The 24,886-nt window shown below is 65.4% G+C and carries 19 protein-coding genes and 1 pseudogene; 9 read left to right on the top strand and 11 right to left on the bottom strand.

Features of this window, described 5'->3' with window-relative positions; translation table 11 throughout:
• Positions 1 to 142: 142 nt before the first annotated feature.
• The gene (locus DACI_RS19095; RefSeq protein WP_012205626.1) at positions 143 to 1,240 is read right to left on the bottom strand and encodes an MBL fold metallo-hydrolase; all 1,098 of its coding nucleotides are present in this window, start codon (positions 1,238 to 1,240) and stop codon (positions 143 to 145) included.
• A 298-nt stretch (positions 1,241 to 1,538) separates the two neighbouring features.
• On the opposite strand from DACI_RS19095, the gene DACI_RS19100 reads away from it, so the two are divergent.
• The 8 genes and pseudogenes from DACI_RS19100 (at position 1,539) to DACI_RS19130 (ending at position 8,109) form a co-directional block, all read left to right on the top strand.
• Positions 1,539 to 2,546, top strand: coding sequence for a Bug family tripartite tricarboxylate transporter substrate binding protein (locus DACI_RS19100; RefSeq protein WP_012205627.1), 1,008 nt, complete (start codon positions 1,539 to 1,541; stop codon positions 2,544 to 2,546).
• A gap of 36 nt (positions 2,547 to 2,582) precedes the next feature.
• Entirely contained in the window at positions 2,583 to 3,266 is a 684-nt protein-coding gene (locus DACI_RS19105; RefSeq protein WP_012205628.1) for a response regulator, read from the top strand.
• A gap of 34 nt (positions 3,267 to 3,300) precedes the next feature.
• Positions 3,301 to 4,662 (top strand): sensor histidine kinase, encoded by a 1,362-nt coding sequence (locus DACI_RS19110; protein WP_225971104.1) that lies wholly within the window; start codon positions 3,301 to 3,303, stop codon positions 4,660 to 4,662.
• 12 nt (positions 4,663 to 4,674) lie between these two features.
• Positions 4,675 to 5,724 (top strand): tripartite tricarboxylate transporter substrate binding protein, encoded by a 1,050-nt coding sequence (locus DACI_RS19115; protein ID WP_012205630.1) that lies wholly within the window; start codon positions 4,675 to 4,677, stop codon positions 5,722 to 5,724.
• Between the two features lie 18 nt (positions 5,725 to 5,742).
• Positions 5,743 to 5,934, top strand: a pseudogene (locus DACI_RS31500) (Dyp-type peroxidase); the annotation flags it as partial.
• A 215-nt stretch (positions 5,935 to 6,149) separates the two neighbouring features.
• Positions 6,150 to 6,722 carry a DUF3455 domain-containing protein gene (locus DACI_RS19120; RefSeq protein WP_034393786.1) on the top strand — a complete coding sequence of 191 codons (573 nt, stop codon included), beginning with the start codon at positions 6,150 to 6,152 and terminating at the stop codon, positions 6,720 to 6,722.
• A 65-nt stretch (positions 6,723 to 6,787) separates the two neighbouring features.
• Positions 6,788 to 7,366 carry a sigma-70 family RNA polymerase sigma factor gene (locus DACI_RS19125; RefSeq protein ID WP_012205632.1) on the top strand — a complete coding sequence of 193 codons (579 nt, stop codon included), beginning with the start codon at positions 6,788 to 6,790 and terminating at the stop codon, positions 7,364 to 7,366.
• Positions 7,363 to 8,109, top strand: coding sequence for an anti-sigma factor (locus tag DACI_RS19130; protein WP_012205633.1), 747 nt, complete (start codon positions 7,363 to 7,365; stop codon positions 8,107 to 8,109). The genes DACI_RS19125 and DACI_RS19130 overlap by 4 nt, the downstream gene beginning before the upstream one ends.
• Positions 8,110 to 8,209: 100 nt before the next feature.
• On the opposite strand, the gene DACI_RS19135 is transcribed toward DACI_RS19130, so the two are convergent.
• Positions 8,210 to 9,388 carry a porin gene (locus DACI_RS19135; RefSeq protein WP_012205634.1) on the bottom strand — a complete coding sequence of 393 codons (1,179 nt, stop codon included), beginning with the start codon at positions 9,386 to 9,388 and terminating at the stop codon, positions 8,210 to 8,212.
• A 116-nt stretch (positions 9,389 to 9,504) separates the two neighbouring features.
• Complete coding sequence (locus tag DACI_RS19140) at positions 9,505 to 9,957, bottom strand: nuclear transport factor 2 family protein (protein WP_012205635.1); 453 nt, start codon at positions 9,955 to 9,957, stop codon at positions 9,505 to 9,507.
• A gap of 169 nt (positions 9,958 to 10,126) precedes the next feature.
• Here DACI_RS19140 and DACI_RS19145 point away from each other — a divergent pair, with 169 nt between their 5' ends.
• Positions 10,127 to 11,407 (top strand): LysR family transcriptional regulator, encoded by a 1,281-nt coding sequence (locus DACI_RS19145; protein ID WP_012205636.1) that lies wholly within the window; start codon positions 10,127 to 10,129, stop codon positions 11,405 to 11,407.
• Between the two features lie 18 nt (positions 11,408 to 11,425).
• Here DACI_RS19145 and DACI_RS19150 read toward each other — a convergent pair whose 3' ends face one another.
• The 8 genes from DACI_RS19150 to DACI_RS19185 all read right to left on the bottom strand — a co-directional run bounded on the left by DACI_RS19150 (position 11,426) and on the right by DACI_RS19185 (position 24,774).
• On the bottom strand, positions 11,426 to 12,145 hold the full coding sequence (locus DACI_RS19150) for an alpha/beta fold hydrolase (protein ID WP_012205637.1): 720 nt from the start codon (positions 12,143 to 12,145) through the stop codon (positions 11,426 to 11,428).
• Positions 12,142 to 13,014 carry a class III extradiol dioxygenase subunit beta gene (locus DACI_RS19155; RefSeq protein ID WP_012205638.1) on the bottom strand — a complete coding sequence of 291 codons (873 nt, stop codon included), beginning with the start codon at positions 13,012 to 13,014 and terminating at the stop codon, positions 12,142 to 12,144. Before DACI_RS19155 ends, DACI_RS19150 begins: the two co-directional genes overlap by 4 nt.
• A complete protein-coding gene (gene ligA, locus DACI_RS19160) occupies positions 13,014 to 13,421 on the bottom strand; it encodes a protocatechuate 4,5-dioxygenase subunit alpha (RefSeq protein ID WP_012205639.1) in 408 nt (135 codons plus the stop codon). Before ligA ends, DACI_RS19155 begins: the two co-directional genes overlap by 1 nt.
• A gap of 38 nt (positions 13,422 to 13,459) precedes the next feature.
• Positions 13,460 to 14,800: an MFS transporter gene (locus DACI_RS19165; RefSeq protein ID WP_012205640.1), complete on the bottom strand. Its 1,341-nt coding sequence runs from the start codon at positions 14,798 to 14,800 to the stop codon at positions 13,460 to 13,462.
• Between the two features lie 293 nt (positions 14,801 to 15,093).
• Complete coding sequence (gene paoC, locus DACI_RS19170) at positions 15,094 to 17,346, bottom strand: aldehyde oxidoreductase molybdenum-binding subunit PaoC (RefSeq protein ID WP_012205641.1); 2,253 nt, start codon at positions 17,344 to 17,346, stop codon at positions 15,094 to 15,096.
• 4 nt (positions 17,347 to 17,350) lie between these two features.
• Positions 17,351 to 18,301 (bottom strand): FAD binding domain-containing protein, encoded by a 951-nt coding sequence (locus DACI_RS19175; RefSeq protein ID WP_012205642.1) that lies wholly within the window; start codon positions 18,299 to 18,301, stop codon positions 17,351 to 17,353.
• Entirely contained in the window at positions 18,298 to 18,942 is a 645-nt protein-coding gene (gene paoA, locus DACI_RS19180) for an aldehyde dehydrogenase iron-sulfur subunit PaoA (protein ID WP_043781983.1), read from the bottom strand. Before paoA ends, DACI_RS19175 begins: the two co-directional genes overlap by 4 nt.
• Positions 18,943 to 19,188: 246 nt before the next feature.
• Complete coding sequence (locus tag DACI_RS19185) at positions 19,189 to 24,774, bottom strand: DNA repair ATPase (protein WP_225970960.1); 5,586 nt, start codon at positions 24,772 to 24,774, stop codon at positions 19,189 to 19,191.
• Between the last annotated feature and the right edge of the window lie 112 nt (positions 24,775 to 24,886).

A 24,886-nucleotide genomic window follows, 5' to 3' on the forward strand; every position in this document is an offset into this window, starting at 1 on the left:
CACTGGAGGAGTGCCTTGCCTTGGTTTTCAGGCTGTTATCTGCGTTTGTGATTTAACATAATATACATCGTATCGAACCAAGCAGAAGCTCCGGTTGCGGCGTCACGACCCCGACACCCGCGCTCACAGAGGGCAAGAATTCTTACGCACCGGTGCACTCCAATTGGCCAGCCCGCGGGTTCGGACCTTGCTTGCCAGGGCCGGGACCGGTGGCAGGCAGTCCATACACGGCCTTCACGTCGGCGTTGTCCTGTGACTTGAAGCCGTCCTTGGACAGAGACCATGCATCGAAATAGTTCACGGGGTTGTAGGCAACCGCGTTCGCAGACTTCAGATAGTCCGTCAGGCGTGGCACTTCGGTTTCGAGATAGGGAAAATGCAGTCCGTATTCAAGGCTGAAACCAACGGAATTTCCATCCACCTTGGTTGCCCGGGTTCCGAGATGATGCGGCTGGAAATACTTCACCTTGAAGGCCGGAATGATGACGCGGGCCTGTGCCACGACATTCGACTCGGGGCCGCCTTGCCACAGGTCGATGTTGGATATTCCGGCATCTTTCACGGCAGCAGACAGATTGTCGAATGGCGATCCGTAGACCACCTGATTGGGAAGGCCCTTGTTGACGATGCGTGGATAGAACAATTCCTGTCCACCCGCACCGCTGTCCGATGCATAGACGGAAAGAACCTTGTCCGGCGTCTTCGTGGTGATCAGAAATCCAAACGTTTCTACTCCAGCCGTTCCCGCGCCGACTTCGCCGCAGTCGATGCTGTGCAGCCAGCGCACCACGCGAACCGTCGTATTTTCGTTGAGCGAAATCACTTCGCCGCCCTTCAATGTCGTGCACTGTGCCGCCGGATTGCCATAGGCGACGACCTTTTGGCAGACGGCTGCCGGGGCATATATGGGCTTGCCGGTTTGCTTTGCATACTCTGGAATTTGCAAGGCATGGTCACCATGCTCATGACCCACCAGAAAATAGTCCACCGAGCCACGCTTGCGAAGCGCACCAAGCACCTTGGTGACTGCTGATGGCGACGGCGCGCTGCCGGTATTCACCACCTCACCATCCAGAATGATGCCGGTGGAGCCGATTTGATAATGGAAGTTGCTGATGCCGAACCATGTCGTGCGTATTTCCGTGGGTTGGGATGCGCCCTCCCCTGCGCCTCCGCACGCGGTTACAGCCACAGCCGAAATTCCCATGGCAATCAGTCCAGTCATTGCGGTTTTTTTCATTGTTTGTCTCCTGATGATCAATCGTTGATAAGACACTTCACGCCCACAGCGTTGTGCATTGCAAATTTATTTCCGTGGAACTTTCAAGTGGCTGTCATTCACGGGAATTAGGTGTAAGCACTGAGCGCAAGGTATTTTGAAAATTGAAAGCACTTTGAAAGCTGAAATATGCTAAAAGATAAACTTTCCTAGGGTTTTTACCCATGATTTATGAAGAGCGGCACAGAAAATTGACAGCCATCTGAAAGTTTGGCTTGTGTAGCATCTTCCATTCGACTTAATCATTTGGAAGACTGCAATGCAAGAAAACCTGCCCTCCTGCCTGTTCAACCCTATTGATCGCCGCAAGCTGCTTGGACTGGCGGGTGCGGTCGGTCTGTCCCATATTGCCACCCCTGCCCTCGCCCAGAAATGGCCGAATAAATCAATACGATTTGTTGTGCCGTTTGCCCCTGGCGGCAGCTCTGAAATAGTTGCACGCTCCACGGCAGCCGAGATGACGAAGACGATCGGCCAGAGTGTCTACGTGGACAACAAGCCTGGCGCAGCGGGCAATATTGCGATGTCTGAAGTCGCCCGTGCCGAGGATCACCACACCGTCATTCTCGGCCATATCGGCACCCTGGCCGTGAATCCTTATATTTTCGCCAAGCTCCCCTACAACGTGGAAAAGGACTTCAAGCCAATCAGTTTGCTGGCCAAAGTACCGAGTCTTTATGTCGTGAATCCCAAGGTTCCGGTGAAAAACATCAAGGAACTGATTGAATATGCCAAGGCCAATCCGGAAAGCCTAAGCTACGGCTCTGCCGGCAATGGAAGTGCGGGTCATCTGGCGTTTGAATACCTGAAGCTGACTTCCGGGTTCTCCATGCTGCACGTCCCGTATCGGGGTACCGGCCCGATGATGACGGACCTGCTGTCCGGCCGCGTGGGCGCTTCGGCGATCGGGGCTGCGGCCGTGATCCCGTTCATCAAGTCCGGCAAGCTGCGTTGCATCGCCACGGGTTCAAGCAAGCGCATTCCCCAACTGCCCGACGTGCCGACCGTCGCGGAACAGGGTTTCCCCGGCTTCGAGATGACGCAGTGGTATGGCAAGCTCGCCCCGGCCAATTTTTCCTCCAGTGAGATAGACCTGCTGGCTGCCGAAACCAGCAAGGCAGTTCGGGCTCCGTCCTCGGTCGAACGTCTGCATGCAGACGCCGCCGAAATCATTGGCGATACCCCGGCACAGTTTGCCGAATTCATCGCCCGCGAGCAGGCGCGCTGGAAGCAAGTCATTGCCAAGGCGCAGATCAAAGCCGACTGATGTGCCCGGAGGCCGTCAGAAACCCTGTTTTTCCCGATGCGAATCCTGCTTGCCGAAGATGAGCACGCCCTTGGTACATGGCTGTCCAAGGCGTTGACCCAAGTGGGAATTCAGGTGGAATGGGTGGACAACGGCAAGCTTGCCGATCGGCGGCTGGCCACCGAGGACTACGACGCTGCCGTCCTCGATCTGGGCCTGCCTGACCTCAGCGGTGATGTCGTCTTGGAGAGGCTGCGGGCACGGGACCAGCGTCTGCCCGCGCTGATTCTTACGGCGCGCGACTCGGTTGACGAGCGTGTCCGCGCGCTCAATGCGGGCGCGGACGACTTCCTGGCCAAACCCTTTGCCCTGGCAGAGCTTGAAGCAAGATTGCACGCGCTGGTGCGCCGCGCCAGGGGGAGCGATCACCCAAGGCTCGCTTGCGGCCCGCTGGTCCTGGACGGTGTCACCAAGCAATTCATGCTGCATGGCGCGCCTGTCCCACTCTCGAAACGCGAGTATTCGGTACTTCGTGTGCTTATCCAGCGCTCTGGTGAGCCGTTCACAAAAAAGCAGATCATCGAGCGCGTCTTCCCCGAAGAGTCTGATGTCCATCTGGAGGCGGCCGAGGTCTTCATTCACAGACTGCGCAAAAAGCTGGAAGGCAGTGGTGTCAGCGTCGTCACGTTGAGAGGACTTGGCTACGCCTTGGAAATAGATGCTCCCAAGCCTTCTTTCTAAGCTGACCTTATGGCAGAGACTGGGCTTGGTTCTGGTGCCGATTCTTGGCGCCGTGACATCCGTGGAGCTTTATCTGACGCGCCAGGATGCCATCGATTCGGCCAACGCTGCCTATGACAGATCGCTGCTGGGTGCACTTCGCTCGATAGATTCAAACATCTCCACCGCTTCAGGGGGACTTTCGGTTGAACTCCCCTATTCCATATTCGATCTTTTTGAGCTCACGGCGAGCGGCCAAGTGTATTTTCGGGTTGCCACTTCGGACAATCTGGTGGAATTGGGAAGCGCCGACATGCCGCCGCCTCCGACATCGCTGTCAAAGAATCCGATTTTCTACGACGGCTTCTATTTTGGCGAACCTGTCAGGGTGGCAGCGCTGATGAGAGATCTGTCGGCAAAGCCTGTCGGCAGCTCCGCCGACACGGTCACGGTGCAAGTGGCTGAAAGCAAGCAATCGCGCCAGCAATTCATTGACAAGTTCTTTCAGCGGACCCTTGTTCGTGATGGTTTCGTGTTCCTTTCCATGATGATCGCCACGGCACTTGCAGTTGCTGCGGCGCTCAGGCCGGTGACCCGCCTGGCCAAAGAGGTACGGGAACGCGGGGCCGATGATATTGCGCCGATAAGCACGCAGGAGCTTCCATCGGACTTGCGGCCATTGGTCATGGCGGTCAATCGTCAGATTGAAGTGACGAAGGCTGTTGTTTCCTCCAAGCATGAATTTCTGGATTACGCATCTCATCAACTGCGCACACATCTGACCACGCTGCGCATACAGATGGATTATGCGCAGCGGATCAATGATGTCGCGCAGATCCATGATGCATTGGGCGCTCTGGACGCAGAGCTGACAGGCGTGACCCGTACGACCCAGCAATTGCTGGCCCTGGGCAGAAGCGAGTCGGCCGAGGTGAATCTCCGGACCTTCGACCTGGGCGAGCTGGTCCGGCGCATTGCCGTCTCTTTGCTGCCCCAGGCACGGCAGCGCTCCATCGACCTGGGCGTCAATGTGGAGGAGGAAGTATTTGCAACGGGCGATGAATTGCTGCTTCAAGAGGCCGTGCTGAATCTGGCATCGAATGCACTTGAATACTGTCCTTGTGGCAGCGTGGTAACCATCACGGGCCGGCGTTCGGATACCGGATGGATTCTGGCCGTCGAAGACAATGGACCGGGGCTGCCGGAGGACGAATTGGCTCTGCTGGGCCGCCGCTATACACGAGGCCGCCAATCACCGATGGATGGTTCGGGCTCCGGCCTGGGCCTTGCGATTGCAAGAATCATTGCACAGAGACACAAAGGAAAGCTCACCCTGGCGCACGGTTCCGGCGCAAGGGGGTTGCTGGTGAGTCTTGAGTGGGAAGACACGGACAGTGCGCCACTTGCCAAAAAATAAGGATGGAGACAAATGCAAAATCCCTGGTTGGCTGCGTCCCGTCAGGATGCCGCGTGCAAAACACGCCGAGCCCTGTTGACGGCCATTCCTGTTCTGGCCACATCGCCAAGCGCGTTTACGCAAGTTCTGGACCCGGGAGTCAACAAAAATGCCGTGTGCATCGCCCCGGCAAAGCTGGGCGGCGGTTTTGACCTGACATGCCGATTGGCAGCCAAGGCGCTCGATGGCGCGCGCAGCGGCGATGCGAAAACACTGATTCAGTATCTGCCGGGAGGAATTGGTGCGCTGGCCTATGACAAGGCCGCGACGCAACAGCTCGGTGATGAACGCACGCTGATCGCTTTTTCCAGCGGATCGCTGCTCAATATTGCCCAAGGAAGATTCGGGCCTCACAGCATTGCCTCGGTGAACTGGCTGGGGGTCCTGGCCGCAGACTATGGAGTGGTTGCGGTAAGGGCCGATTCACCTTATCGCTCGCTTGACGACCTGTTGCGAGCGATCCGGGCCAATCCAGCGGCCATTCCTTTCGGCGCGGGAGGCACGGTGGGCAGCCAGGACTGGATCAAGGCGGCCCGCCTGGTCCGGGCGGCCGGACGTGATCCACGCGAGATGAGATTCGTGGCATTCGAGGGAGGCGGAGAGGCGCTGCGCGCCCTGGCCGGAGGGCATGTGGTCGCATTTCCTGGCGATGCGGCCGAAGCCCAGCATGCCATTTCCGCCGGGGAAAGGATCAGGATACTTGCCATCCTGGCATCGGACCGCGTACCCGGAAAACTCGCGCACATACCGACCGCAATGGAGCAAGGCGTCGATGTGACCTGGATGACGGTCAGGGGGCTCTATATGGCGGCAGGCACGCCTCCATCGGCAATACGCTACTGGTCCGACACCTTGCAAAAGGCGATGGGCCTTCCTGGCTACATGGCACTTCTGGAGAACTTCGACCTGTACCCCTACTCCCTGGTCGGCAGGCCGCTGCAGGAGTACCTGAAGCAGAAAATCCAGGAGTACCGGGAAGATGCCGAAAAAATGGGAGTGAGGATCTGGCGAAGCCGTCAGTGATGTTGTCTGTAGCTCGCGAGGCCTGCACTCAAGGAGTACGGAACCTATTTCATCGGTTATTCCAGGCACCTTTGGGTGATCGAGCAGATGCTCGAACGGATGTTCATCGGAAGCCCGCCCCCGCTCCACGACCGCATCCTTGACTTCTCGGCGGCGGTGACAGGCATTGCCTTCTTCGTTCCGTCAAAGGACATGCTCGCCCATCTTTGAGATCGTACTGGGAGCAGCGCGCCTCGGGAGAGGTGGCCCGGGTGCTGCAGGTCAAGAATGTCACCAACCGCAGTCTGATGGAGTCTGGCGCTGGCATTTCTCGAAAATATTTTCGCATGGAGTGCATCCAAACGATGCGATGGCGGGTAGTACCAGCAGCAGCCCAAAAAATGCGCTGCTTCAGTCCCCTTCACAAAACCGTTTGGAGAATTGCAATGTTGACCTCTCGTTCCGCATCCCGCACCGCCGCCGTTTCTTTCGCTGTAGCCACAGCGGCCCTGCTCGCTGCCTGTGGCTCGATGCACAAGCCGGCCAGCACTTTCTCCCAGGCATCGCTGCCCGCCCCCATACAGGTTCCTGCAGGGAACAAGGTCGCGTGGGAAACCGTAGGCAGCGGTGACATCACCTACGAGTGCCGCGACAAGGCCAACGCGCCTGGCCAGACGGAATGGGTCTTTGTGGGACCCGATGCAGTACTGAAGGACCGCATGGGCAAACAAGTGGGCCGCTACTACGGCCCCCCTGCAACCTGGGAGGCCAACGACGGCTCCAAACTCACCGCCACCCAGCTGGCTGTGGCGCCGTCCGGCGCAGGCAATCTGCCTTACCAGCTGGTGAAGGCAAACCCGGCCATGGGCAGCGGTGCGCTGGAGGGTGTGAGCTACATCCAGCGCGTGGCGCTCCAGGGCGGAGTGGCGCCGGCTGACAAGCCCTGCATGGCTGCCAACAAGGGCCAGAAGACCACCGTGAAGTACCAGGCCGACTACATCTTCTGGAAGCCCATGTAAGAGCCGGCAGCGGCGCGGATACACTGGACGAAGGATTTCCCGCAACGCCCCCTTCGCTCCATTTCGTGCCGCCCGCTGCCTCCCAGAACAACGAAGCTTTCGACCATGACGCAGCATTGCATGCATGTGCACGCGGCGAACGCGATGCTTTGCAGCGCATTTATGAGGCCGAGGCGCGCTTTCTCCTCGGCGTGGCACTGCGCATCGTCCGCGATCGCGCCGCTGCGGAAGACGTGCTGCACGATGCGTTTGTCTCCATCTGGAACCGCTCATCCACCTTCGACGGCAATCGCGGAAGTGGTCGAGGGTGGATCTACAGCGTGGTGCGGCACGCCGCCCTCAACCGTGTACGGGATGGCGCACGCGAAACCTTGCTGGATGAAACGGCCCATGAAGCGCATGACGCCCAGGCCGCACTTTCGGCATGGAAGGAAGGCGGCAGTGAATGGGAGCGGCAGGCGACGCTGGGTCGTCTTGGCGATTGCCTCGACCGGCTGGAGCCCGAGCGCCGCGCCTGCCTGTTGCACGCCTACGTGGACGGCTGCAGCCACAGCGAAATTGCGGCGCGTGTGCAGGCGCCGCTTGGTACGGTCAAGGCCTGGGTTCAACGCGGACTGCGTGCCCTGAGAGAGTGCATGCAATGAGCGGCGACACCCACCCCAATCCCTCAGGGTCGACGGATGACGGCTCCCCGGACGATCTCCAGATGCAGGCCGGCGAGTACGTATTGGGCACCCTCAATGCAGCCCAGCGCCGCTCCATCGAATCCCGTCTGCCCTACGAGCCTGCGTTGCGCACGGCCGTGCAGGCGTGGGAGCAACGGCTCCTGCCGCTGGTTCAGCTGGCGCCCCCCATCGAGCCCTCCGCAACGCTGTGGCAGCGCATCGCAGCCAGCGTCAAGCCGGCCCGGCCAGCGGTCCGCGCACAGCGTGGTGCCTGGTGGCACTGGGATAGCCTTGCCCTTTGGCGCGGTTTGGCGGGTGGCGGCTTTGCAGCTGCAGCACTGCTAGCGGCTGTGCTGGTGGTGCGAGAGGCATCACCGCCGGCTGCCCCGCGCTATTTCGTCGTGCTGGCCGCGCCGCAGAATCAGGCCCCCGGGTGGGTGGTCCAGGCCCAGTCTGAAGGCCGTCTGCGCCTTTTGCCACTGGGCAAGGATGCCATTCCGGCGGAAAAATCCCTGCAGTTCTGGACCAAGGCCGACGGCTGGAAAGCGCCGGTGTCCCTGGGTCTGGTCAAACCGGGCGAAGCCATCGAAGTGCCGGTAGACCAGTTGCCGCCTCTGCAGCCGAATCAGCTTTTCGAGCTCACCCTGGAGCCAGAAGGCGGCTCCCCGATCGGTCGCCCGACAGGGCCCATTCAGTTCATCGGCCGCGCTGTACAGATCTAGAGCGTGGTGTGCACTTTCAAGTGCCCGCGCGTCGGCTCTTCGCGCTGGTGATCACACGCTCCATGCGTCGCATTGGATGCGGCCGGCCTGGCCTTCGGTTTCAGAACGAGTGGCGCAGGCCCAGCATCAGGCCGGTCTGCGACGCGCCCGCCAGCGGGCTGCCACCGGCTGCGGCCGAACTGACCGAGATGGCCAGGCGCTGTCCGTTGTCAATGCGCGCGGCCTGGGCATAGACCGCCGTGCGCTTGGAGAACCTGTAGGTGGCGCGCAGGGCCAGCAGGGTGGAGCGGTCGCCGCCCTGGGCGTAGCGCAGTTGCTGCAGCTGGCCATCGACCACGACGGCGGCGCTGGGGGACCAGGACAGGCCGCCCCATGCCAGGGTGCTGCGCGGCGTGGCGCCGTTGCTGGCCGAGGCCGCCTGGGCCGCGTCGTTGTCGCGGCGCATGAGGCCGGCGCCCAGCTTGATGGTGGGTGACAGCGCGGCATAGCCGTTGAGCATGATGCGGCGGTCCTTCAGGTCCGAGCGCGTCAGGCCTGCAAATGCGCCGGCGCCGCCGCGCATCTCGTCCACGGCCAGCGCAAAGCCCCAGGGCGCGGTGTCGTACTTCAGCATGGCGGACCATTGGCGGCAGGCCTGCCTGTCCGTGGCCGATTCGCCGGCGCAGTTGGTGCCGGCCGGGCTGGGGCCGGCGTTGACGGCATCGCGTCCCAGGCTGTAGGCCGCACCCAGGCTCCAGGCGCCAAAGCGCCCCCGGTAGGCCAGGGAGTTGTCGGTGCGCGTGTTGGGGATGTAGCTGTCCAGGCTGCTCAGACCGAAGGCGTTGGGACCCAGCAGGTCGGCGTCGAACAGCGCCCAGTACAGCATGGTGTAGTTGCGCCCCAGCGAGACGCTGCCCCAGCCGCCGGACAGTCCCACCCAGGCCTGGCGCCCGAAACCCCGCCCGCCCTGGTTGAAGGTGCCGGCATCCGGGCCAAAGCCTGACTCCAGCGCAAAGACGGCGCTCAGGCCGCCGCCCAGATCCTCGCTGCCGCGCAGCCCCCAGCGCGACGGTGCCGTTCCCGTGAGGCCGGGCATGCGCGTCAGCGATCCGCCGCCTTGCACATTCGTCAGGTGCTCGATGCCGGTGTCCAGATGGCCGTACAGCGTCACCGATGAGCCGGTCTGGGCCTGGGCGCCGCCTGCTGCTGCCAGCATGGCGAGTGGGGCGAGGCGGGCCAGACAAGCCCGCAGTGGGCGCTTGGCTGGGGGTTGGGGAATGCTCTTGAGAGTGCGTTTCATGCTTTTGTCTCCTGTTGTTGTCGTTGCGGAATCGGCACGCCGCAACGCTGCGCCTTGGGAAAGGCGAGAGTGGTGGGCGCGGGGAAATGGGAGAAAGCGGCTGGGCGCCCTGCGCTTCAGGTGCCCGGGAGGTCCCGGTACATGACGAAGCGCGCCACGCGGCGCGTGATCAGCCAATGGCCTTCAGGACTGCGGCCAAAGATGTCATCGAACTCGCCAACGAGCTGGCGCGGTTGGGCCGGGCGGCCGTGCGGCGTGATGGCATCGGCCTCGTCGCAGGACCACAGCAGCACCTGGCTGCGCGCGCTGGCGCGGTCCGGGCCTTGCAGTTCCACCAGCGTGTTGGTGACCAGATGCCGGGTCATGCGGCCCGCGGGACGCCGGGAGTACGCGGCGGCGATGGCTGCGCGCCCGCCCAGCACCTCGCCGCCGGGCCGTTGCAGCTGGCCGTCTTCGGCAAACAGCTGCGCCAGGGCCTGGGCATCACCGGCATCCGCAAAGGCAGCAGCGCGCAGCACCAGGTCCAGGCAGGCCTGGCGGGCCAGCAGCCGGTCGATTTCATGGTTCATGTTTCTTGTCTCCCCGGAATTCGCAGCCTGCGATGGGCTGTCTTGATCCAGGCTCCAAGCATTCCACGCTGGCATCGATCCGGCCAATGCCGGAGCCCCGGCCATCAATGCGTTTTTCTTATGGGACAATCAAAACACGGTTTTCCAACGTGCCGTTCAGCGCCTTTCCATGAACCTTTACCTTGCCCCCTGGACCGGCCCGGCCACCAGCAATCCTTCGCATTTTCCCGAGTTGGCAGGCCATTTGCGGGCCATGCGCGCCATGCTGGGCGTGGTGCGCCACGGCAGCACCACGCGGGCCGCCCAGGCTATGCATCTTTCTCAGCCAGCCGTGGCGCGCTCGGTGCTGCAACTGGAAGAGGCCTGTGGCCTGCCGCTGTTCATGCGGGGCGCGCGCGGCATGATGCCGACCCCGCTGGGCAGCCAGCTGGCCGCCCGCATCGAGTCCATGCTCCAGCATCTGGGCAGCGGCGCGGCCGACGCCCAGGCCGCCGCCACGCTGGCGGCCAGGCGCCCTCCCCTGCCCGAGCGTTTTGCCGAGACCGTGCCTGCGGGCCAGCTGCGCGCCCTCATGGCCATTGCCGACTGCGGCAGCGAATCCCTGGCCGCGCAGTGGCTGGGCCTGACGCAGCCCGCCGTGCATGCGGCGCTGCAGGGGCTGGAAACCAGTCTGGGCATGCAGCTGTTCTACAAGCTGGCCTTCGGCACGCGGCTGACGCCGTCCGGCGAAGCGCTGCTGCGCCGTGTCAAGCTGGCCCTGGCCGAGGTGCGCGGAATGGACAGCGATATTTCCGCCTGGCGCGGCGAGATCCGGGGGCGCGTGGTGGTCGGCGTGCTGCCGCTGTCGGTGGGAATCTTCCTGCCGCGCGCGGTCGACAGCCTGGCCGCCAGCCACCCGGACATCGAGGTCAGCATCGTGGACGGCACCTACGAGAGCCTGGTGCAGCACCTGCTGAGCGCCGACATCGACGCCATCGCCGGCGCCCTGCGCGCCGACATGCCATCCGATGAGGTACGCCAGCTGCACCTGTTCGACGATGACCTGGTCGTGGTGGCACCGGCCGGCCATGCCTGCCTGGACCGCGGCCAGCTGGTTCTGGAGGATTTGCTGCAATGGCCCTGGGTGTCGCCCCTGCCCGGCACGCCGGCCGACCGCGCCATGGTCCAGCTGTTCCGCAGCCAGGGCCTGGAGCCGCCGCGCGCCAGCCTGCGCGCCAGCAGCCCGACCATGACGCTGGCCTTTGTGCTGCAGACCGGCCGGCTGGCCCTGGCCTCGCGCGGACAGGCCCTGCAGGATGACCACGGCGGCCAGTTGTCCATCGTGCCTGTGGACCTGCCTTCCACACGCAGGCGCATCGGGCTGGCCACGCGTGCGCTGAGCACGGCATCGCAGGACCTGGAGCTGTTCATGCAGGCCTGCCGGCGGGCCGTGGGCGATCCGCCGGCCTAGCCTGAGCGCAGCGCTCGCTCAGCGCCCCATCCAGTCGAGCAGTGCCCGCGACACCTGCTGCGGCTGCTCCATGGTGCTCATGTGGCCGCTGTCCTCGATCACCACCAGCTCGGCGCCCGGGCACAGGGCCTGCATGCGCTCATGGCGTGACAGCGGGCTCCAGGCATCCTGGCGACCGCAGGCCAGCAGGGTCGGGCAGCGCAGTTGCCGGAGCACATCGCCCGCATCGGGGCGGTTCAGCAAGGCATTGATCTGCGCAGCAAACACCTCGGGCGTGAAGCGCGCCACCATGTCGAGCACCTCGCCAAACAGTGGCGTATCAAGCCGGTCGGGATGCACCATGCCGCGCGCCCATTGCAGGCCCATCTCGCGCATGCCGCTGTGCCGGGCGATCTGCAAGAGCGCCATGCGCTTGGCGCGTTCGCTCTCGCCGGCATCGCCCGGGGCGATGGGGTCCATGCCGGTGTCCAGCAAGGCCAGCCGTTCCACGCGCTGGGGCGCCATGTCGGCAATGGCCAGGGCCACGCGCCCGCCCATGGAATGGCCCGCCAGCGAAAACCGCTCGGCCGCCACGCAGTCCAGCACAAGGCGCGCCATGTCTTCGATGGTGGCCGCCGCGCCATAGGACGGAACAATGCACTCGGCAACACCGGCAAAGGACAGGGCCGCCTGCTGCTCGTGCCAGACCGTCTCGTCGCACAGCAGGCCCGGCAGAAGTACCACGCAAGGCCGGCTCATGCTGCGTTCTCCAAAATGAGGTGGCCGACGGCCGTATTGGACGCGGGCACATGGTAGAAGCGATGGTTGACCTTGGGCAGCGGCGCGGGGCCATCCACATCGGCCATGGCGCCGCGCGCGATCAGCCACATCACCAGCTCGATGCCTTCGGAGCCGGCCTCGCGCACGTAGTCGATATGCGGCATCTTGGCCAGGCCGGCCGGGTTCTCGATCAGCAGGTCCAGGAAGCGGTTGTCCCACTCCTTGTTGATCAGGCCCGCACGCGCGCCCTGCAGCTGGTGGCTCATGCCACCCGTGCCCCAGATCTGCACGTTCAGGTCTTCATCGAAGCTTTCCACGGCGCGGCGGATGGCCCGGCCCAGGTTGAAGCAGCGCTGGCCCGACGGCACGGGGTACTGCACCACGTTGACGGCAAACGGAATCACCGGGCAGGGCCAGGCGCCCGTGCGCGCATCCTGCTGGCCGCACATCAGCGACAGCGGCACGGTCAGGCCGTGGTCCACGTCCATCTTGTTGACGATGGTCAGGTCGAAGTCCTGCTGGATCACCGACTGCGCGATGTGGCTGGCCAGCTCCGGATGGCCGACGACCTTGGGCACGGGGCGCGGGCCCCAGCCTTCGTCGGCGGGCTGGTATTCGGCGGCCGTACCGATGGCAAACGTCGGGATGAAGTCCAGGCTGAACGCGGTCGCGTGGTCGTTGTAGACCAGGAAGATCACGTCGGGCCTGTTGTCCTTGAGCCATTGGCGCGAGTGCTCGAAGCCCTTGAACAGCGGCTGCCAATAGGGGTCGCCCGCCTTGCCCAGGTCCATGGCCGCGCCGATGGCGGGCACATGCGAGGTGTAGACGGATGCGGTGATGCGTGCCATCAGATGCCTTTTTCCTGTCGTTCCTGCTCATGCAGGTAGCGGTTTCCTTCGATGCTGCGTCCGCCGCCCAGCATCATCTGGCGGTAGTCCTCCTCGTTCATGCCGCTCATGGTCGAGACCATGTTCTGCACGCTGACCCCGTCGGTGGCGCCGATCTTCACGAGGAAGTAGATGTTTCCGCCCAGCGCAATGCAGCGGTTCAGGTCGCGGTCCAGCACGGCCTGTCTTTGCTCGGCCGTCATGGCCCATTCGCCCAGATAGGCGCGCTCGTCAGCCCGAAAGCGCTCGCGGTTCTCGGCCTTCATCAGCGACATGCAAAACTGGTTGAGCCAGTAGCCCTTGCGGGACTGCTCGGCGTCGAAGACCGTGGTTCCCGGTACGTCTAGATAGGGTTTGTCCAATGCCATGGAAGTGTTTCTCCTGCTCACGGATAGGGGTTCAAGGATCAAGCACCAGGCGCTCGCAGCGCGCCACCCCCCGGCGCCAGGGTGCGGCCGGCGCCCGTGGCCCACACGGCCAGCGCAGCGGCAATCAGCGGCAAGGCAAAGACGTAGTACAGCGAGGCGGGCTGCCAACCGCCGTCCAGCAGCAGGCCGGCCATGGTGGGCGCCACGATGGCGCCTATGCGCCCAATGCCTATGGCCCAGCCCATGCCGGTGGCGCGCACCTGGGCCGGATAGGTGGCCGGCACCAACCCGTACAGCCCGGCCATGGAGGCGAACAGGAACACGCCCACGCCCACCGCTGCGGCGAACGCCCAGCCCAGGCTGGCCGAGGCCAGGCCGAACAGCGCGGTGAACAAGGCATTCAGCAGCAGGCTGCCCATGGCCAGATGCCGCAGCTTGGCCTTCACCGCCAGCAGGCCGAACAGGCTGCCGCCGGCAATGCCGCCCAGGTTGAGCAGCACGCCGCCCGTCACGCCCTGCTGCGCCGACAGGCCCGCCTGCACCAGCAGCTTGGGCGTCCAGCTCAGGGAAAAGTAGACGCTGAACATCAGCAGGAAGAAGCCGGCCCAGAGCATGAGCGTGGGGCGCGCCAGGCCGTTCCTGAACAAGGCGGCCACGGTATTGCCCTGCTGGACGTCACGGCCGGCTTGCGCGGGCAGCTGCAGCATGGCGGGGTGCCCCATGAGTGCCATCAGGCGGTTGAGCTTTTCCAGCGCACGCGCCGGGCGACGGCCCATCAGGAAATCCACCGACTCCGGCAGGCGCCACAGCACGATGGGCACCATCAGCGCCGTGGCCAGGCCGCCGAACACAAAGACCGAGCGCCAACCATGGTGTGTCAGCAGCCAGGCGGCCATGAGTCCGCCCAGCGTGGCGCCAATCGGATAGCCCGTGGCCTGCAGCGCAATCGCCGTGCTGCGCCATTTGTTCGATGAATACTCAGAGGTGATCACCCCCACGCTGGCCAGCATGCCGCCAATGCCCACGCCCGTCATGGCGCGCAGGGCTGCCAGCTCGACATGGCTGCGCGCTGCCGCAGACAGCAGCATGCCCACGGACACCAGCACCAGGCACAGGACGATGATGGGTTGCCGGCCACGGCGGTCGGCCACGGGCGCCAGGAACAGCGAGCCCAGGGCCATGCCGATCAGACCGGCGCTGAACAGCACGCCCAGCTGGGCCCCGTTGAGCTTCCATTCGGCAGCGACGGCCGAGGCGGTGAAGGCCATCACCAGCACATCGAAGCCGTCCAGCATGATGAGCAGGGTGCAGATGGCCACGGCCAGCCACTGGAACGGCGCCATGGCGCCCTCGTCCATCGTCTTGCGGATATCTTTCATACAAGTCCTTGTCGGAGCAGGTTGTCTCTTTGCCCTGGCAGGCGCTTTGCGCCCAGGCCAGGTTCTTTTGTGGGGAAAACTGGGGGACAGGCTGCGTTCGGAGCGCACAGCGCCGACATTCCCCAGTGCAAAAAGTATCTCCACGCCAGCCTTTCCAGGCCAATGCCGACGGACGCGCAAGCTATGCGTTCTATTGATGGCCGCGTGCAAAAAGGCCGGCCACCCAGAGGTGACCGGCCTTCTTTCATCAAGAATCCAGGGACTGAGCGGGCTGCCTCAGGTGCAGTCCCCTCTCATGCCAGCCTCCCCAGGCCTGCCAGCAGCTTGTCCAGCGTGATCGGGTAGTCGCGCACCCGCACGCCGGTGGCGTTGTGGATGGCGTTGGCAATGGCTGCGCTCACGCCGCAGATGCCCAGCTCGCCCACACCCTTGGCCTTCATGGGCGAGGCCATGGGATCGACCTCGTCCAGAAAGATCACTTCCTGGTGCGGGATGTCGGCATGCACGGGCACCTCGTAGCCTGCCAGGTCATGGTTGACGAAATAGCCCAGGCGCGTGTCCACGGCCAGCTCTTCCATCAGGGCCGCTCCCACGCCCATGGTCATGGCGCCGATGACCTGGCTGCGGGCCGTCTTGGGATTGAGGATGCGGCCGGCCGCGCAAACGGCCAGCATGCGGCACACGCGGACCTCGGCGGTGAATGCGTCCACGGCCACCTCCACGAAGTGAGCGCCAAAGGTGGACTGCTGCATCTTCTTGTCCAGCACGCCGAATTCGATGGCATCCTCGGCCGTCAGGTCGGCGTCGCCGGCAGCACTGGCCAGGGCCCGGCGCTTGCCGCCCGCCTGCACATGCCCATCCGAGAATTCGGCCGTCGCCGGGTCCATGCCCAGCTTGCGCGCCACGGCCTCGCGCAGCTTCACGCAGGCGGCATAGACGCCGGAGGTGGCACTGGCCGCACCCCATTGCCCGCCCGAGCCGGCCGACACGGGAAAGCCGGAGTCGCCCAGCCGCACGCGCACCTGCTGCAGCGGCAGGCCCAGCATCTCGGCCGCCGTCTGGGCAATGATGGTGTAGCTGCCCGTGCCGATGTCGGTCATGTCGGTTTCCACGGTGAGCATGCCCCGCCTGTCCAGGCGCACGCGGGCGGCGGACTTCATGACAGGCGCGCCTCGGTAGGCGCCGGCCATGCCCAGGCCGATCAGCCAGCGCCCTTCGCGTCGTTGGGCCGGCTGGGGATTGCGCTGGCTCCATCCGAAGCGCTCGGCGCCCGTGCGCAGGCACTGCACGAATTCACGGCGGGAAAACGGCTTGTGCTCCTGGGCAGGGGTGCCTTCCTTCGCCTTGGCTTGCGGCTTCTTGCCGCTGTCCGGCACCACCTGGGTGTCGTTGCGGATGCGCAGTTCCACGGGATCGATGCCGAGCTTTTCCGCCAGCTCGTCCATGGCAACTTCCAGTGCCATGTGCCCCGTGGCCTCGCCCGGGGCACGCATGGCATTGGCCTCGGGCAGGTCCAGCACGGCCAGGCGCGTGGCGGTCATGCGGTGGGTGCCGGCATACATGCGGCGGGTCTGGTCCACGGCACCGTCCGCCGATCCACCGGGCTGGTCGCCCGACCAGCTTTCGTGGCCGATGGCGGTGATCCTGCCGTCCTGCCCTGCCGCGATGCGCACACGCTGGATGGTGGCCGGGCGGTGCGTGGTGTTGTTGGCCATCAGCGGGCGCTGCAGTGCGACCTTGACGGGCCGGCCTGCCGCGCGAGCGCCCAATGCAGCCAGCAGCGCATCGGCCCGCAGGAACAGCTTGCCGCCAAAACCGCCGCCAATGAATGGCGAGACCAGGCGCACCTTGTCCTTGGGAATGCCCAGTGTCTTTGCCAGCTCGCCCTGGCCCCAGGCAATCATCTGGTTCGAGGTCCATACCGTGAGCTGGTCGCCCTTCCATGCGGCCAGCGTGGCATGGGGCTCCATCATGGCGTGCGACTGGTCTGGCGTGGTGTATGTGGCGTCCACCTTCACGGCGGCCGAAGCGAAGGCGCCTTCGAAATCGCCAATGGCCGTGTCCGGCGCATCGCCATTGATGCTGTCGGGTGGCACGGCGGAGTCCTTGGCCTTGGCCAGGTCATAGGCGCCAGCCACGGGCTCGTAGTCCACACGGACCAGCTGCGCGGCAGCGCGCGCCTGCTCGAAGGTCTCCGCCACCACCAGGGCCACGGCTTGGTGATAGTGGGCCACCTGGGGGCCTGCCAGCAGCGGCGCGGTATTCATCTTGCCCTGGCCCAGCTTGCCAGCGTTCTGTGCGGTGACGATGGCGAGCACGCCGGGCGCGCGGCTTGCCTGCGCCAGCCCGATGCTGCGTATGCGGCCCTTGGCGATGGCCGAGCCCACCACATAGCCATAGGCCGGGTGCTGGACCACGTCATGCCGTTCATAGGCATAAGGCGCCGTGCCGGTGGTCTTGAGCAGGCCGTCGATGCGGTTCATCGGCTGGCCGATGGTCTTTAGCTGGTCAATCGGGTTGAGGGTTGCGGGGGTGTCGAATTTCATGGCGTCAGTTCCTGGCCTGGTCCAGCACCGCGGCGAGCGTGCGCTCCGCCAGCGGGAGTTTGAAGGCGTTGTCCTGCGTGGGCCGGGCGCCCGCCAGCAGGCGGTCGGCAACGGCCTTGGCTCCCTGTGGCATCTGTGCTTCGGCCGCCTCCATTCGCCAGGGCTTGTGCGCCACGCCGCCCAGGGCCACGCGCCCGCTGCCGTCGCGCTGCACGATGGCGGCCACCGACACCAGCGCAAACGCATAGGAAGCCCGGTCGCGTACCTTGTGATAGATGTGCGTGCCGCCCGGCGGCGGCGGCAGGGTGACGGAGGTGATCAGTTCGCCGGCCTGTAAGGCCGTCTCTACCTGCGGCGTGCTGCCGGGCAGCCGGTGGAAGTCGGCAATGGGGATGACTCGGGCCTTGCCGTCGGCCTGGACGGTCTCCACCGTGGCATCCAGCGCGCGCAGCGCCACGGCCATGTCGCTGGGGTGGGTGGCAATGCAGGCCTCGCTGCCGCCGATCACCGCATGCTGGCGGCTCACGCCGGCAATGGCCGAACAGCCGCTGCCCGGCACGCGCTTGTTGCACGGCATATTGGTGTCGTAGAAATACGGGCAGCGGGTGCGCTGCAGCAGGTTGCCGCCTGTGGTCGCCATGTTGCGCAACTGGCCCGAGGCGCCGGCCACCAGGGCGCGGGTCAGCACGCCATAGTCGCGCCGCACGCGCGCATGGGCGGCCAGGTCGCTGTTGCGCACCAGCGCGCCTATGCGCAAGCCGCCCTGCGCGGTGGGCTCCACGGTGTCCATGCCGGTGCCGTTCACATCGACCAGATGCACGGGGGTTTCTATCTGCAGCTTCATCAGGTCCAGCAGATTCGTGCCCCCGGCGATGAAGCGGGCGCCCGGCCGGGCCGCTACGGCGGCGGCGGCCTGCGCGGGGGATTGGGCGCGTTCGTAGGTGAAGGCAATCATGTCCGCCCCTCCCCCGCCACTTCGGTGATGGCATCGACGATGTTGGAATACGCCCCGCAGCGGCACAGGTTGCCGCTCATGCGTTCACGCAGTTCATGGGCCGACACCAGGGGCTGGGCCACGATGTCTTCGCTGGCATGGCTGGGCATGCCGCGTTTGATTTCATCGAGCATGCCTACGGCAGAGCAGATCTGCCCCGGCGTGCAGTAGCCGCACTGGAAACCGTCGTGCCGCACGAAGGCGGCCTGCATGGCGTGCGGGGATTGCGGCGTGCCCAGGCCTTCGATGGTGGTCACGGCTGCTCCCTGGTTCATCACGGCCAGGCTCAGGCAGGACACCACGCGCCGGCCATTCACCAGCACCGTGCAGGCCCCGCACTGACCATGGTCGCAGCCTTTTTTGGTGCCGGTCAGGTGCAGATGCTCGCGCAGGGCGTCGAGCAGCGTGGTGCGGGTGTCCAGGTCCAGGCGGTGTTCCTGGCCGTTCACCTGCAGGGTGACGGGCAGCTGGACCCCTTCGGGGATGGAGGGAGGCTGCACTTGCGCGCCGGCCGATCGAGGCACGGCCGTTGCCGCAGCCGTGGAGGCACCTGCAATCAGAAGGTCCCTGCGCGAAACGGAAAGCTGGGTGTTGTGTTCCATGGGGCGTCCATCGTGTTGGCTCTTCGTGGGGCGTGCACACTGCTGCGAACACGCCACTCCAAGCATCGGTTCGGGACGCGCCCCGGGTTGTAGGTGATGGTCCAACGTCCGGGACATCGGGTTGTCCGATGACGGATCAGCGCATGCAGACGTGCGAGGGCCCCATGGCCCATGCAAAGGCAGCGCCAGCAAGGCGCCCCAGCCTTTGCCGATGCGCCCTGCCCCGTCTTTGCCCCAGCGATGAGCCTAGGCCGCAGGCGGCACGTCGCCGCGCTGCATGCGCTCGAATGCCTTGTCGATTTCCTCGGAGCGTATGGCGCCCGCAGCCGGCACGGGACGGCCCGCGCGCTGGGCGTCGATCTGCTCCTGCATGCGCGTGGCCACCTGCATCAGCACGCGGTGCAGGCCCAGCTGCTGGCGGCGGGCTTGGTCCAGGTGCGTGACCACGGGCTCCAGGGACTGGGCTAGCGACCGGGTCAGCAGTTGGCCCAGCATGTGGACCAGGGCCTGACGGTCCTGGGCGGCCTGTACCTCCGACGGGGTGCTGGCCTGGGTGCGGACGGGCTCGCTGGCCGCCCTTTGCGCCATCAGCTCGCGTATGCCGTGCAGCGAGTCTCCTGCGGCGCTTTGCGTCTGCAGCAGCCGCGCCAGCAGAGCCTGAAGCGCCTGTAGCGTCTGGGATTGGTCAGCGTCCCTGGTGGCGGCCTGCGCGGCCGCTGCCGATGCGTGGGCCTGGTCGGCGTCTTCCTGCATCGCCTGCTGCTGGGACTGGGACACCGACTGGGCCACCTCGCGCGTGGCGGCGACCAGATCGACCAGTTGCGCCGTCACGCGCGTGGCGGCGTCGGCATTGGCGCCGCCTGCGGCCTGGCGGCGCAGGAACTGCTGGCGTATCTGCTGCCAGCGGGCGCTGTCCTCGTCGCTCATCTGCCCGCGCAGCTCGGCGAGCTTGAGCAGGTTCTCCTCGGCGCCCGTGGTCAGCATCTGCGCTTCGCCCTGGTAGTGGTCGGCCAGCATCTGCTGCATTTCCTGGTCGTTCATCACGGGCGTGATCTTCTCGGCCAGCTTGTTCATGTTGCGGTAGCTGCCCTGCAGCCGGAAGGCCGGCTCGGTGCGGTAGCCGTCGTCCTGCGCGGCGCTCTGGATGTACTGCTGGTTGACCTTGAACACCAGTTCACGCACCTGCACCATGCGGGCCAGCACGGCCTCGATCTCGCGCAGCTCAGCCGATGAATAGTCGTGCGACAGCGCATTGCCCGAGACCTCCCGGCCCTGCGCCTTGTCCAGCAGCAGGTACAGGTCCTGCAGGCTGCGCGCGGCCATCGGCGCCAGCACGGCGTTCGAGGTCATGCTGTTTTCGATGTAGCTGAGCTTGAACACCTCCTGCATTCCGCCCAGCACGTCGCCCAGGTTGTAGATGTCGGCACGGTTGGCCAGCATGTCGGGGATCTTGAAGACCTCGCCCGACTCGGTGTACGGGTTGCCCGACATGACCACGCAAAAGCGCTTGCCGCGCATGTCGTGGGTGCGGGTCTGGCCCTTCCACACGCCCTCGATGCGGCGCGTGCCGTCCGACAGCGAGATGAATTTCTGCAGGAACTCGGGGTGCGTGTGCTGTATGTCGTCGATGTACAGCATCACGTTGTTGGCCATCTCCAGCGCCAGGTTGAGCTTTTCCAGTTCCTTGGCCGCCGTGGCGTCCGGCGCCTGGGCCGGGTCCAGCGAGCGCACGGAGTGGCCCAGCGCCGGGCCGTTGATCTTCATGAAGATCAGGCCCAGCCGGTTGGCCACGTACTCCATCAGCGTGGTCTTGCCGTAGCCGGGCGGCGAGATCATCATCAGCAGGCCCATCTGGTCGGTGCGCTTGTTCTCGCCGGCCACGCCGATCTGCTTGGCCAGGTTGTCGCCGATCACGGGCAGGTAGATCTCGTTGATCAGCCGGTTGCGCACAAAGGACGACAGCGGCCGGGCCTTGAATTCCTCCACCCGCACGCGCGAGCGCCAGTCCTGCAGCAGCTGCTGGCGCAGCGCCTGGTAGCGGCCGAATTCGGGAACAAAGGTACGGAAATGGCGCGCGGCGCGCTGGCCCAGGTCGTCGATCTGCAGCCACATGCGGCCGTCCGCAATGCGCGGATGCTGGCCCAGCAGGCCCGGCACTTCGTGGCGCAGGTCCACGCTGCTGACCTTGCAGGGCAACTGGCCGGCACAGCACAGCCAGGCGGCGGCCTCGCCACAATAGGCCAGCCAGGCCTGCCCTTGCCCGTCGTCCAGCGCGCGGCAGGCGGTCTGCAGCCAGTGCAGCGCGCTGCGCCAGCGCTGGTCCAGCGGCGCCACGGCCTTGTCGCGCCGGTCCTCGCCCTGCCAGTAGGCCTGCATTTCTTCCCAGCGCTGCAGCGGCTGGGCCTGCTGCTGCACGGCGGCCTGCAGCGCGGCAATGGCCGACTGGCTGTAGCTGGAGAAGGAAAAGCGCACGGCCTTTTGCGCCAGCTCGGCCTGCAGGTAGTCGGCGGCGCCGTGGATCAGGCTGTCGATATCGCTGTCTGCGGGCGCCGCCTGTCCTGGCAGCAGGTCGCGCAGCAGGCCCCGCTCTTCGGCATAGGCGCGCAGGCGCTCGGAGATGTCGGTGCGCAGGCTCAGCTGTTCGGCCTCGCTGCCGAACATCTGCTGCATGGCCTGGGCCTGCTGGGCGCGCAGCGGCCACTGCGCCATGGCGGCAGCCAGCTGCGGCTGCTGCACCTGGGCCTGTGCGCTCCAGAACAGCAGGGCCAGCGCACGGGCGTCGGGCGCAAAGCGCAGCACGCCGGCGGCATCGCGCAGGGGCAGCAGCACCTGCAGGATGCGGGCCGCATCATGGTCGTGGATGCCGCGCTCATAGCCTTCGCGGTAGCGCGGCGCGGAGAACTCGCGGATGGCCTGGGTCAGTGCCGCCTCGTCGGGCAGCAACTGGGCCAGCCGGGCCTCGCTCCAGCCGTCACGGCGCTGGCGCGCGGCCAGCACCACTTCCAGGGCCAGGTATTCGCCCCGGTAGAACTGCGGCGATTCGGCCGGCGTGGAGGCATCCCAGTAGGCCTGCAGGGCGGCCAGTTCCGGGTTGTCCATGGGCTCGAAATACTCGGTGCCGACCAGGTGCAGGAACAGTTCGCCGTTGCGCGGCAGCAGGGTCAGGTCCAGCTCCTGGTTGCCCACGCTGAAGCGGTGGCGGCCCAGGCGGATGATGGCGCCGTCGCCTTCGTAAAGCTCGGTGCGGTCCTGCAGCGCGCGAAACGCCTGGTCGCGCAGGTTCTTGACGCGGCCGTCGATGTCGTCGGCCTTGACCGGGTCATGCAGTTGCTCGCGCAGGCGCTGGGCCAGCTCCTTGAGCTTGCCGATCAGCGGATCGCCTGCAAAAAAAGCATGCAGGGCATCGGCGCTGGCGAGTTTTTCGATGCGCTTGGGCAGGCTTTGCACGATGCGCAGGGCCGCGTCCAGCACGCCCTGGGCCTTGCGCTGGCGCTCGTCCTGCAGCGACTGGCGGCGCGCCTCGAAGCTCTCCAGCACCTCCTCGCGCTTGGCCATGATGTCGCCGAGGAACTGCTCGTGCTCGCCGAAGCGGCTTTCGATCTCCTCCAGCTGCACCAGCAGGCGCGCCAGCTGCTCGTCGCATTTCTCGGGCGTCTGCGCCAGGCCCAGGGCGCTGACGATGCTTTGCGAGAACAGCGCCAGCTGGGCGGCGAACTGGGCCACGTTCTCGGCGCCGCCCAGGCCCGACCTGCGCTGCTCGGCGCGTGCACGCACCTGGTTCAGGCGCGCGTAGACGGCCGAGATGCGATCCACCACCTGGGTGCGCTGCGTGGCGTCGTCGATGGACAGGCTGCCCATGAGCTCGGACAGCATGTCCAGCGCAGCCGCCATGTCGGCCATGCGCGCCAGCGGCTCGTTGATCTGCGCCACCGTGGCTGCCGCCTGCGCGGCCTGGTCCAGCGCCTGCAGCTGCTCGGCATAGGGCTGCATGGCCTCGTCGGTGGCAATGAAGGCGGCCGTGCGCTGGGAGACTTCGGCCTGGGCCTCGTTGACGCCCTGCACCATGGTGTCGATGGCGGCCTGGTCCACATAGCGCAGGTCGCGCGTGGCCATGAGCTGGCCGCGCAACTGGCCCAGCTGGGTGAGCGCGTCCACGTACTCGCCAATGCTTTTCCAGTCGGCCAGCCGCAGTGTCTTGAGCAACTGGCCGTGGCGGCTGGAAACCTCGCCCATGGCCTTGGCCGAGGCGTTGCGGATGCTCTCGACCTTTTCGTACTCGTCGATGACCGCATCACCCGTGGCGACAATGCCCAGCAGGGTCTCGTGCACGCCCTTGAGCTGCGGCGCGCCCAGCCAGTGGTAGCGCTCGAACAGGCGGCGCGCTGCGTCGATCAGGCGCTCGTAGCGCGGCAGCGAGACCTCGGTGGCCGCGATTTCCTTGCGCACGCTGTACAGGTCGGAGATGCCGCTGACCAGCTCGGCATTGCCGATGCGGCCCAGGAAGCTGTCGCGCTGCGGCTGGCGTGCCGCATAGTCGTCCGAGGCGAAGGGCGTGCGCCAGACCTGCATGGGGTGCACGCGCGAGGCCTCGTTGCTCTCGGCCGCGAAGATGACGACGCGCCCGTCGTCCATGCGCGCATAGCCGTGGCCGATGATGGGCGGCTGCAGGGCGCGCTCGATCAGGTTGTACTTGAACAGCGCCATGCGCCCGCTCTCGGGCTCGTAGAACACGTAGAGCACATCCTCGCCGTTGGGCGAGCGGATGCTGCGCCGGTAGCGCATGCCCTGCATGTTCTGCTCGAACGAGCGGTTCTCGCCGCTTTGCAGGTAGTAGCCGCCGGGGAAGATGATGCCGTGGTCCTGCGGCAGCTGGATGCAGGCCGCGCCGATGGCGTCCATGCGCAGCACCTGGCGCGACAGGGTGTTGAAGATCAGGTAGCGCCACTGCTCTTCGCGGTAGGGCAGGATCTTCAGCAGGATCAGGCTGCCGACGGCGGCGTACTCGAACACGGCGTCGTCCAGCGACTGGTTCTTCTCCTGCACGGGCTCGCGGTAGATGCCCAGGCCGTCGTTGGTGTTGTTCTCGACCTTGATGGTCAGGTCGCCGCCCAGCGTCTCGACGAAGACCTTGTCCAGGATGTTGATGTGCGGATGGCGTCCCTGCACCAGCTGCTCGCGCCCGGCGCGCTGCCACTCGAAGTCGTGGGGCGCAGGCAGCTCGATGTCGCGCTCGCCCCGGTTGTCTATGTAGCGGATGGGCTGGCCATCGACGGGCACGGACCAGCGGAACACGCGCACATCGGACAGGCGCTCGCCGATCTGGAAGCTCGCCAGCAGCTTGCCATCGCGCACGGCCAGCTGCATCAGCCGGGTGTTCTTGTAGTAGGCGTACAGCTCCTGGAAGTCCTGCACGAAGCTCTGTATGCCCAGAAAGCTGTCCTTGAGATCGACCGGCGTGACCTCGTAGCCCTGCTCTCCCTCGTGCAGGCGGTACAGCACGAACACGTCTTCCACGCGCGTGGACTGCTTCAGGCCCATGAAGACGTTGTAGCCAAACAGCAGATAGCCGCCGACCTGGGCGATGTCGCGGCCCAGGCAGTTGTTTTCGGTGCGCACGCGCATGCGCCCGATGACTTCCATCTGGCTGCGGCCGAATTCCTCCAGCCGCTCCTCGTTGAGCTGGCGTGCCAGCGTCTCCAGCGCCTGCCCCTGGCCGTCAAGGCGCTTGGCCAGCACTTCGTAGGAGCCGCCGCTGGCGACTGCCTGGTCCACGGCGGAGGCCGCGGTGTCGGGGGACAGGGACTGTGAAGACGATGGGGACGGTTGGGACATGGGCGTCACGGGCTTTCGCGTGTCAGGGACCATTCACGCCCTCCCTGGCCAGCTGACTGGCTGGCAGGCGGGCGGAGGAAGGCGGATGCGGGAGGCTGGGCAGCCGGTGGAG

The organism is Delftia acidovorans SPH-1, from assembly GCF_000018665.1.
Classification (GTDB): domain Bacteria; phylum Pseudomonadota; class Gammaproteobacteria; order Burkholderiales; family Burkholderiaceae_C; genus Comamonas; species Comamonas acidovorans.

Coding starts and splice junctions, on each gene's coding strand:
- DACI_RS19145 (WP_012205636.1), top strand. CDS start 10,127: ATGAACCTTTACCTTGCCCCCTGGACCGGCCCGGCCACCAGCAATCCT.
- DACI_RS19165 (WP_012205640.1), bottom strand. CDS start 14,800: ATGAAAGATATCCGCAAGACGATGGACGAGGGCGCCATGGCGCCGTTC.
- DACI_RS19175 (WP_012205642.1), bottom strand. CDS start 18,301: ATGATTGCCTTCACCTACGAACGCGCCCAATCCCCCGCGCAGGCCGCC.
- paoA (WP_043781983.1), bottom strand. CDS start 18,942: ATGGAACACAACACCCAGCTTTCCGTTTCGCGCAGGGACCTTCTGATT.
- paoC (WP_012205641.1), bottom strand. CDS start 17,346: ATGAAATTCGACACCCCCGCAACCCTCAACCCGATTGACCAGCTAAAG.
- DACI_RS19100 (WP_012205627.1), top strand. CDS start 1,539: ATGCAAGAAAACCTGCCCTCCTGCCTGTTCAACCCTATTGATCGCCGC.
- DACI_RS19130 (WP_012205633.1), top strand. CDS start 7,363: ATGAGCGGCGACACCCACCCCAATCCCTCAGGGTCGACGGATGACGGC.
- DACI_RS19155 (WP_012205638.1), bottom strand. CDS start 13,014: ATGGCACGCATCACCGCATCCGTCTACACCTCGCATGTGCCCGCCATC.
- DACI_RS19150 (WP_012205637.1), bottom strand. CDS start 12,145: ATGAGCCGGCCTTGCGTGGTACTTCTGCCGGGCCTGCTGTGCGACGAG.
- DACI_RS19095 (WP_012205626.1), bottom strand. CDS start 1,240: ATGAAAAAAACCGCAATGACTGGACTGATTGCCATGGGAATTTCGGCT.
- ligA (WP_012205639.1), bottom strand. CDS start 13,421: ATGGCATTGGACAAACCCTATCTAGACGTACCGGGAACCACGGTCTTC.
- DACI_RS19120 (WP_034393786.1), top strand. CDS start 6,150: ATGTTGACCTCTCGTTCCGCATCCCGCACCGCCGCCGTTTCTTTCGCT.
- DACI_RS19135 (WP_012205634.1), bottom strand. CDS start 9,388: ATGAAACGCACTCTCAAGAGCATTCCCCAACCCCCAGCCAAGCGCCCA.
- DACI_RS19105 (WP_012205628.1), top strand. CDS start 2,583: ATGCGAATCCTGCTTGCCGAAGATGAGCACGCCCTTGGTACATGGCTG.
- DACI_RS19185 (WP_225970960.1), bottom strand. CDS start 24,774: ATGTCCCAACCGTCCCCATCGTCTTCACAGTCCCTGTCCCCCGACACC.
- DACI_RS19140 (WP_012205635.1), bottom strand. CDS start 9,957: ATGAACCATGAAATCGACCGGCTGCTGGCCCGCCAGGCCTGCCTGGAC.
- DACI_RS19115 (WP_012205630.1), top strand. CDS start 4,675: ATGCAAAATCCCTGGTTGGCTGCGTCCCGTCAGGATGCCGCGTGCAAA.